Genomic DNA, 7867 nt, shown 5'->3' with positions numbered 1-7867 from the left:
CTCTCCCTCAGCGCCGCCGGCCAGCGTCGCCCGACGCGCTTCGCGGCGCCACGTGAACACCTGCTGCGGCGTCAGGCCATGACGGCGCGCAACCTCGGACACGACCGCGCCCGGCTCGAGCGTCTCGGCGACGATCCCGGCCTTCTCGTCCGCGCTCCAGCGCCGGCGCCCACCAGCGCCGTTGATCACCTCCAGCCGGCGCACCACGCGCGCCGGCTCGAGCGTAGGCTCAAGTCCAGACACAAAACGATCTCCGACCACTATCGGGACGAGAGCTTCGCTCATCAGCTCACGGCGAGGAAGGTGGGATGGAGACAGCGCTTACCAGGATGCCGGCAAGGTGGCCTTGAAGGTCGACGGCCACGCTCTTGCGCTTCCCTTCGCTGGCCGGCGTCAGGACGATCCTGTCGACGAGCGAGCGGATGATCTCGACGGCTTCCAGCCGGTGCTCTTCGTCGGCGAGCGCCGCATGCAGCCGCGCGACCTCACGCCGGTAATGCAGCGCCATGTTGGGATGGAGCAGAGCTACAGGTTCATCCTGCGCATCCAGCAACAGTTCCAGCTCTTCCTTGCGTGCTTCGAGAGAGGTGATCCGGTCCTTGACCTGCGCGCCGCCGACGCCGTCGAGGATGGCTGTAATTAGCCGGTCGATGTCGCGGGTGACCTTCGCCAGTTGAGCGCGATAGCCGGCGAGCGCCGAGGTGGCTTCGATCCGCAGCGCGTTCATGTGCCGCGTGTACTCCTCGCAGAAGAGGGCGAAGAGCTCCGGCTCCATGAGGTGCTCGCGGAGGCCGTCGAGAACGATTGCCTCCAGCTTCTCACGCTGCATGGTCTGGCGGTTATCGCAGGTGCCCTTGTTGCGCGCATTCGCGCAGCCGACACGAATGGCGTTGATGTTGACGACGCCGCCGCCGCAGACACCGCAGCTCACGAGGCCGGAGAAGAGATAGCGGGGCCGCTTGCGGTCCCAGAAATTCAGGCCGCTCGTGTCCCAGTCGGCTGCGTTCTCTTCCTGGCGCGCCTTGGCCGCTTGCCAGAGCTCATCGTCGACGATCCGCAGCTCAGGCACATCCTGGACGATCCACGCGGATTCGGGGTTCGGGCGTGAAACCCGCTTCCCCGTCTCCGGGTCCTTGATGTAGCGCAGCCTGTTCCAGACCAGCTTGCCGACATAGAGTTCGTTGTTGAGGATGCCGGTGCCGCGCTGGCGGTTGCCATGGATCGTAGACGGCCCCCAGCCGTGGCCGGAAGGGCCGGGAACGGCTTGCGCGTTCAGCTCCTTGGCGATCAGGCGCGGAGACTTGCCGGTCGCGTACTCGCTGAATATCCGCCGCACAATCGCGGCCTGCGCCTCATTGATCGTACGGTCGCCGCGCACGGGGCTGCCATCACTCTCGAACTTGCGCACCACGTCATAGCCGTAGGAGTTGCCGCCGCCCGATTTCCCGGCTTCGACCCGGCCGCGGATGCCGCGCCGCGTCTTGTCGGCGAGGTCTTTGAGGAAGATCGCGTTCATCGTGCCCTTAAGGCCGATGTGGAGATCGCCGACCTCGCCTTCCGAGAGGGTGAGGATCGACACGCCGGCAAAGCGCATGCGTTTATAGAAGCCGGCGATGTCTTCCTGGTCGCGCGACAGCCGGTCGAGCGATTCCGCGATCACGATCGTGAACTTCCCCCGCGTAGCGTCCTGCATGAGTTGCTGGATGCCGGGGCGGAGCAGGGACGCGCCCGACAGGCCGTGGTCGCTGTAGACGCTCGCGACTGCCCAGCCTTCGCGCTCGGCGCGTTCGCGGCAGATGCGGACCTGATCCTCGATCGAGGCGTCACGCTGCTGGTCGGAGGAGTAGCGGGCGTAGATCACGGCTTGAATCATCCGGTATTCCCCGTGCTCCCCGCACGCGGCTCCCTGACCTCTGTTTCCTTCGCGATGGCGCGATGATCGCGCTCTGCTGCACGTTTTGCAAGATACCGGACCAGGGCGGCGAGCTTCGGATCGAGGCGGGCCGCAGCGGAGGAGCGCGGAGCGGGGCCGCGCCGTCCGTCCTCCCTTTGTGTCCTGCCGCTTGCCATCGTCCTGCTCCAGCACGTCCTGTTCTCTCCTGCAGAGTGGCAGCGAGGACCCGCGCCGAATTGATCACGAGCTGGTCAAAGACGGAGGGAGGCGGCCTGAAACGGGCCGTGAGAGCTGGTTTCCGGGATCTGGAAGATGCAGGAAAGCCGGAGTTTGTGGTAGAATAGAAGTATATTTTTTTAATATTTTATGGAGAAAGGAATGAAACCGCCTCAGTTCATAGGAATAAGACAAGCCAAATATGTGCTTTCGCAGATGGGCATCGAATTATCTGACCGGCAGATGAAGCGCGCGGCGGAGAAGGACGCAAACGGAAACCGCAAGCTGCCGTTTTTCATCGATCCCATCGACGGACGCCTCAAGATTGAGAAAGGCGACCTTGTGAAGGCCTATACTAAGCTCAGAGTAGAAGCGCATAAAAACTTGCGCTGTCCTGATTTAAGTGATTCATTCAGGAATACTTAGATGAAATTGCATGTCAGACATAAGAAAACGGGTAGGTAAGAAAGGCACTACGTACCAGGTCCGATACCCAGACAGTACATCCAAATCGGGCTATTCCTACGGGACCTTCAACACCATGAAGGCGGCGCGCGCGTTCGTGGAGAGCGGGAAGGCGGCGGAAGCCGGCACTTCACCCGCCGCCCCGAAGGGGATGAGCGTTCCCGAAGCTACCGATATGTGGCTGCGTATTTGCGAGAAGGAGGGGCTGAACGGCCGCGAGCCCGTCAGCAGCTATACGCTGGAAAACTACGCATATCGTGCTCAGTTTATCAAAACCTACCCGTGGCCGAAGCTGACCACCGAACTTACCTCTCCGGACATAGTGGCGTTCCGATCCTGGCTTCTGGAGGGACGCATGAGCCGCGTCTTGGCCAGCAAGGTGCTGTCTTCTTTCCAGTCGGTGATGAAAGAGCTTTCTGTTCGAGGTCACATCCTCCAGAACGCGGCCGCCGGTATCTACATCCACTCCGACTCCCGCTATCACGAGCCGGTTTCGATACCCGGCAAGGCAGAAGTATCGGCGCTTCTGCGAGCGGCCGATGAGCTCGCCAATGCTCGGAACCAGACGATCGCTAAAGCCTGGCAGCGGTACCGTCCGATGCTGTATCTCGCCGCCGATTCAGGAATGCGGCCGCAGGAATATCTGGCGGTTGCACAGTCTGACTTCGATGAGCATGGCGTTCGGGTCAGCAGGGCTATTGACGGTAGTGGCAGGAAGTTGAGTGTTACCAAGACCCCCGCAGGGAGACGCTTCATCGATTTGAGCGATAGCACCCTCGCCATGGTTCGCCACTACGTCGAGAACCATGCTTCAGAAAACGACTACGATCTCGTATTCCCTGCCTCGAACGGCCGGTGGATGTGCCGGAAGAACTGGCAGCGAAGAGGCTTCAACGTCGCATGTGAACGCGCAGGCTTGGTGGAGATGGTCGACGAGAACGGAACGATGGTCGAGAGGCCAAAGTATCGACCGTACGATTTGCGCCATTTCTATGCGTCAATGCTGATCCAGAACGAAACCAACCTTAAGAGAATACAGACACTAATGGGGCATACGAACATCGAGACGACGATCAATGTCTATGGCCACCTACTCGAAGAAAAGCAGTGTCGTGTAAACGGCAAATCTGGCATAATCTCTGATTTGGTCTGAAACCTTGTGGCAAATCTGTGGCGCGAAACTGCTAATACGCGCAGTAAACAGCCATTTAATTTGCATGGGGTGCAAGGGGTCGGAGGTTCGAATCCTCTCGCTCCGACCATAGTCAAAACAATAGCTTAGATGGAGATCTGACGATCAAAACGGCCCTTCGGGGCCGTTTTTGCCACGAGCGGCCTGTCTCCTGTGAACCGCAGAAATCCGCCGTTCTCTCCCGCGCTCTTTTTTGGCCTGTGGCAAATTTGTGGCAAATCGGGAGCGCCAAACCAAGGCGCTCCCTTGCGTTACGGGCACGGGCCGTTTCGCCACATGATCGCCTTCCGGCGGTTGAGCTCGCACCGGATGTTCTCGAGCGATGCGAGGGCGTAGCGGTGCGCAGTCTCGTCCGGTGCGGATTGACCGAGATCGTGAGCGATCGCTCGGTAGAGGGCGAGTAGTTCGCCTTCCCGCATATGGACGAGATCCCTGGTTTCAATGAGCCGTGACATGGCTTTCCTCCTTTTGCTGGAGGCTCCGCCGATCGGAGCCTTCTTGCGGCAGGAGGGGCCGCCCGTGCGCTCGGCTTGCACCAAAGAGGCCGCAACGCATGTGGAGGAGCCCTGGCTTGTCAGGGCTTGCAAGGCGCAGAGCACAGGGCGGCACGCTCGACGCTATTGAAGGCACCGATCAAGGCGGATGCCGAATGCATTGGTTGGAAGCTCTACACGGCTGAAACACTCAGGAACTGTCCGTCGTGCTGAAGGCGCTAGAAGCCCGCGGCGCTGATCAGGTCATCGAGCTGGCCATCGGCGCCATCGAAGAAATTGCCGACCGCTTCCATAACCTCACGCAGGTTCTGCAGGTCGATCATCGTGTCCGGCAGGGCGATCAGGGCGCCATTGCGATCCTGTGAGTAGCGGAAGGCCAGCGCGTTCTGGTCGAGTTCGTGGAAGTCCTTGGTGATTTGTTCGACCACTGGGAGCGCGTCATCCTCTCCGCCGATCGAGACGATCGTCTTTCTTGCGAGCTGCCAGAGCTTCCAGAGGCCGTGATGCGCGATCTCCTCCGCTGAAACACCGGCTGACCGGCCGTAACGGAGGATGATCCATTTCATTGCGAGCTCGAGCCCGTGCCGGTAGTTGAACAGGATCGGGTAGACGAGGAAGTGCCGGTCGTGCGGGTCCTCTTCACACGCATCGATCAGGGCAGCGCCGGCGCGAAGGTAGCCATTCCAGATATGGACGTGGCGCGCGATCTCATCGCCTGAGAACTCGACTGCCCGGTCCCAGTCGCTCGCGCTCCGCAGCAGCCGGTCTCCCTTCTTTGGCCAGCGGTAGGAGCTGCCTTCCAGCAGGTCTGTGAAGCTCTTTTTCTTCCTGCTCATCGCGGCACCGGTCCCTGAATACACGGGCAGCATCCTTGCCGGCTGCCGCCTTGCCTCTATCCGTCCCGCCGCCTTTGCACGCGGTTCTTTCAGTCAATGACGCGAACTCTGGCCGAACGCGCCGTTCGGTCAATGCCCGGCCCGCACCAAGAGACCGTGTTGGGCATGACCGCCCGGCTCGGCCGTCCGGCCTTCGTCTCCTGCGTCACGAAAGAAACCCGTACGCAAAGGAGACAGATTATGGGCAAGGACAACAGCAACCGGCAGGACATCTACACCCGCATCACGAACCAGATCATCGCGGCGCTCGAGCAGGGGGTAAAGCCCTGGACACAGCCCTGGAACGCAGCTCACGCAGCGGGCCACGTATCCCGGCCGCTTCGCTTCAACGGCGAGCCTTACTCCGGGATCAACGTCCTGACCCTCTGGGCATCGGCGATGACCGGCGATCATGCCGCGCCGATCTGGATGACCTTCAAGCAGGCGCTGGCGCTCGGTGGCTGCGTGAGAAAAGGCGAGAAGGGCTCTCCCGTCGTCTACGCGAATGCCATCGTTCGCACCGAAACGGACGAGGCTACGGGCGAGGATACCGACAGGACCATCCCGTTCCTCAAGGCCTACACCGTTTTCAACGTGGAGCAGATCGACGGACTTCCGGCGCACTACTACGCACCGGCTTCAGCCGCGCAGAACCCCGAGGAGCGCGATGCGCGGGCAGAGGCCTTCTTCGCTGCGACCCGCGCCGATATCCGGCACGGCGGCGATTCCGCCTACTACAGCCCCACGCTGGACTACATCCAGATGCCGCCCTTCGAGGCGTTCCGCGACGCGCAAAGCTACTACGCGACCCTCGCGCATGAATGCACGCACTGGACGCGGCACAGCACGCGGCTGAACCGCGATTTCGGGCGCCAGCGCTTTGCCGATGAAGGCTACGCCCGCGAAGAGCTCGTTGCCGAGCTTGGCGCCGCGTTCCTATGCGCCGATCTGGGCCTCACACTCGAAGAGCGTCCGGACCATGCCAGCTACATCGACCACTGGCTCGCCGTCCTCAAGGAGGACAACCGCGCCGTCTTCGCAGCTGCCGCTCACGCGCAGCGCGCTGCCGACTACCTGGCCGGCCTGCAGCCGGACGCGCAGCGGGAGGCGGCCTGATGGCCGCCTCTTTCTCTTCGCGTTCCCGCCAGGCTCGCCGCAGGTTATCCTGCCGGCAAAAGGGAGGATTTCATGATCACCGTAGAGATCGAAGCTGAAACCGACGCGCAAGGCCGGGTGAACGGTCTTGCGCTTGCCCGCCAGATGATTGCCCGTGCTTACGGGCTCGTAGCGGGTAGTGCCGGGAGGGACGACGCGAAGACCCCGAAGCTGTTCAACGCCGTCTTGCTGCAGGCCTTAGATGATGTGCTTGAGAACGTCCCTGAGCCGGGCCTGCCCACGGGGGCGGCGAGCCGCGCCGAGACAGAGCGGCTGCTCGAAGTGTACCGCAGCTTTGCCGAGACGACGCATGCAAAGGAGCCGGTGTTCGAAGTTGGCGCGATGGTGAACCGGCAGCTCGCAACGATCGAGCGCTATCAGGAGACGTGCCGCGAAGCGCGAGAGTGCATCGAAACCCTCGCCATCGCCGCCGGCGTCGATGGCACGGAGAGCATGACCGAGCTCTTTTTCCGGATCGACCAGGCGGCTTACGAAGAGCCGGTTTCGCTTCTCCCTTTCCCGCGCGAAGAAGACCGCGCGGCCTTCCATAAGCGGCCTTCGGGTAGCGCGTAGCGGGACCTTAGCGGGCCGCTCCGGGCAGGCGCGGGAGGAAGCGGTCCGATCGGCGCGTGATATACTGAAAGCATTGGTGAGCAATGGTTTTCAGGAAGGAGATGGCCGATGAACATGCAGCGTTTTGATCTGGTGAAGGTGGAGGATTACGCCCACAAGGGCGCACGAAAGACCCGATCGTGGAAGGTCGGCAAGGCGCTCTCGATGCGGCGCGGCGGCTTCATGATCTTCGTGCCTGAAGGCATGGCCGTGTCCGGCCGCCTGATGATGGTGCCCGAGCAGGGCACGTTCGGCGAGATCGACCTGATCGAGGCTTACGCCAGCGCCGCCGAGGAATTCGGCGTGTAGGCGTTTACTCTTCGCCTTCCTCGTTCTGGAGCGAGGTCGCAGACCTAGCTCGTCCGGAACGGTGAGGAGGAAGAAGCTCCTTTGCTCCATGCTGCCTAAAGGCCGCTACGGGCCCAGCTGATTTCCCTTTTTCATGGCAGAGGCGTGAGGCAGGCGATTTCCGCCCCGGTATCCGATTTTTCAGTCCGCTGCCGGTTTCGATTGGCGATCCATAGCTCCCCCTTTGTGTTCAGGGCCGGCTCAAAGTTCACGCTCAAGATGACCGCAGGCGCCGTTCGCGCAACGGGATGCCCGCTCCTCCTCACTTCGTGAGCCGTGTTCCCCGTTCCCCGCAGGGCGGTGCGCGCCCGGCTCTGCCGTGCGGTCATTTTCCTTGGCGTTTCGAGCCAACCCAAACAAAGGAGAAAGATCATGGCCCGCAACTACACGAAGAACAGCGCCCCGAAACCCGAACCCAAAGGCCCGGACCTCGTCGCGTGGCACGTTGCCGAGAAAGGCGAGAAAGGCTTCTGGACCCGCATAGGGGCGGCCTGGGGCCACAAGGACGGCGAAGGGCTTACACTTCAGCTCGACCTTGTTCCGGTTACCGGCGGCCGCATAGTCCTTCGCCCGCCTGGAAAGCCTGAAGGCGAAGAGGGGCGCGACTAACGCGCTC

General features: G+C 61.9%; 9 protein-coding genes. 6 read left to right on the top strand and 3 right to left on the bottom strand.

Going from position 1 to position 7867, the window contains the following annotated elements:
* Together G407_RS32890 and G407_RS28960 are read right to left on the bottom strand one after the other, a co-directional pair.
* On the bottom strand, positions 1 to 285 hold a 285-nt coding region (locus G407_RS32890), incomplete at its 3' end, for a transposase (protein WP_156917659.1).
* Between the two features lie 4 nt (positions 286 to 289).
* Positions 290 to 1873, bottom strand: a complete 1584-nt coding sequence (locus G407_RS28960; RefSeq protein ID WP_245259139.1) for a recombinase family protein — start codon at positions 1871 to 1873, stop codon at positions 290 to 292.
* A 399-nt stretch (positions 1874 to 2272) separates the two neighbouring features.
* On the opposite strand from G407_RS28960, the gene G407_RS31325 reads away from it, so the two are divergent.
* Positions 2273 to 2536 (top strand): hypothetical protein, encoded by a 264-nt coding sequence (locus tag G407_RS31325; protein WP_084327672.1) that lies wholly within the window; start codon positions 2273 to 2275, stop codon positions 2534 to 2536.
* Between the two features lie 115 nt (positions 2537 to 2651).
* Positions 2652 to 3728: a tyrosine-type recombinase/integrase gene (locus G407_RS28955; protein WP_052341661.1), complete on the top strand. Its 1077-nt coding sequence runs from the start codon at positions 2652 to 2654 to the stop codon at positions 3726 to 3728.
* A 751-nt stretch (positions 3729 to 4479) separates the two neighbouring features.
* On the opposite strand, the gene G407_RS0120230 is transcribed toward G407_RS28955, so the two are convergent.
* Complete coding sequence (locus tag G407_RS0120230; RefSeq protein ID WP_029032285.1) at positions 4480 to 5097, bottom strand: hypothetical protein; 618 nt, start codon at positions 5095 to 5097, stop codon at positions 4480 to 4482.
* A 240-nt stretch (positions 5098 to 5337) separates the two neighbouring features.
* Between G407_RS0120230 and G407_RS0120225 the strand changes: the two genes are divergently transcribed.
* From G407_RS0120225 to G407_RS31320, 4 genes are all read left to right on the top strand, one after another.
* Positions 5338 to 6252, top strand: coding sequence for an ArdC family protein (locus tag G407_RS0120225; protein WP_043540262.1), 915 nt, complete (start codon positions 5338 to 5340; stop codon positions 6250 to 6252).
* Positions 6253 to 6324: 72 nt separating this feature from the next.
* Complete coding sequence (locus G407_RS0120220; protein ID WP_029032283.1) at positions 6325 to 6864, top strand: hypothetical protein; 540 nt, start codon at positions 6325 to 6327, stop codon at positions 6862 to 6864.
* Positions 6865 to 6972: 108 nt separating this feature from the next.
* Entirely contained in the window at positions 6973 to 7212 is a 240-nt protein-coding gene (locus G407_RS0120215) for a hypothetical protein (protein WP_029032282.1), read from the top strand.
* A 411-nt stretch (positions 7213 to 7623) separates the two neighbouring features.
* Complete coding sequence (locus G407_RS31320) at positions 7624 to 7860, top strand: hypothetical protein (RefSeq protein WP_084327670.1); 237 nt, start codon at positions 7624 to 7626, stop codon at positions 7858 to 7860.
* Positions 7861 to 7867: the final 7 nt, after the last annotated feature.

The sequence above is a fragment of the Salinarimonas rosea DSM 21201 genome, from assembly GCF_000429045.1.
Classification (GTDB): Bacteria; Pseudomonadota; Alphaproteobacteria; order Rhizobiales; family Beijerinckiaceae; genus Salinarimonas; species Salinarimonas rosea.
Note: the sequence above shows the minus strand (reverse complement) of the source record. Positions and strands in the feature narration are given on the sequence as shown.

What these genes read in the sequence shown, in the direction of transcription:
- G407_RS0120230 (WP_029032285.1), bottom strand. Translation starts at nt 5,097, where the DNA reads ATGAGCAGGAAGAAAAAGAGCTTCACAGACCTGCTGGAAGGCAGCTCC.
- G407_RS28955 (WP_052341661.1), top strand. Translation starts at nt 2,652, where the DNA reads ATGAAGGCGGCGCGCGCGTTCGTGGAGAGCGGGAAGGCGGCGGAAGCC.
- G407_RS0120225 (WP_043540262.1), top strand. Translation starts at nt 5,338, where the DNA reads ATGGGCAAGGACAACAGCAACCGGCAGGACATCTACACCCGCATCACG.
- G407_RS0120215 (WP_029032282.1), top strand. Translation starts at nt 6,973, where the DNA reads ATGAACATGCAGCGTTTTGATCTGGTGAAGGTGGAGGATTACGCCCAC.
- G407_RS0120220 (WP_029032283.1), top strand. Translation starts at nt 6,325, where the DNA reads ATGATCACCGTAGAGATCGAAGCTGAAACCGACGCGCAAGGCCGGGTG.
- G407_RS28960 (WP_245259139.1), bottom strand. Translation starts at nt 1,873, where the DNA reads ATGATTCAAGCCGTGATCTACGCCCGCTACTCCTCCGACCAGCAGCGT.
- G407_RS31320 (WP_084327670.1), top strand. Translation starts at nt 7,624, where the DNA reads ATGGCCCGCAACTACACGAAGAACAGCGCCCCGAAACCCGAACCCAAA.
- G407_RS31325 (WP_084327672.1), top strand. Translation starts at nt 2,273, where the DNA reads ATGAAACCGCCTCAGTTCATAGGAATAAGACAAGCCAAATATGTGCTT.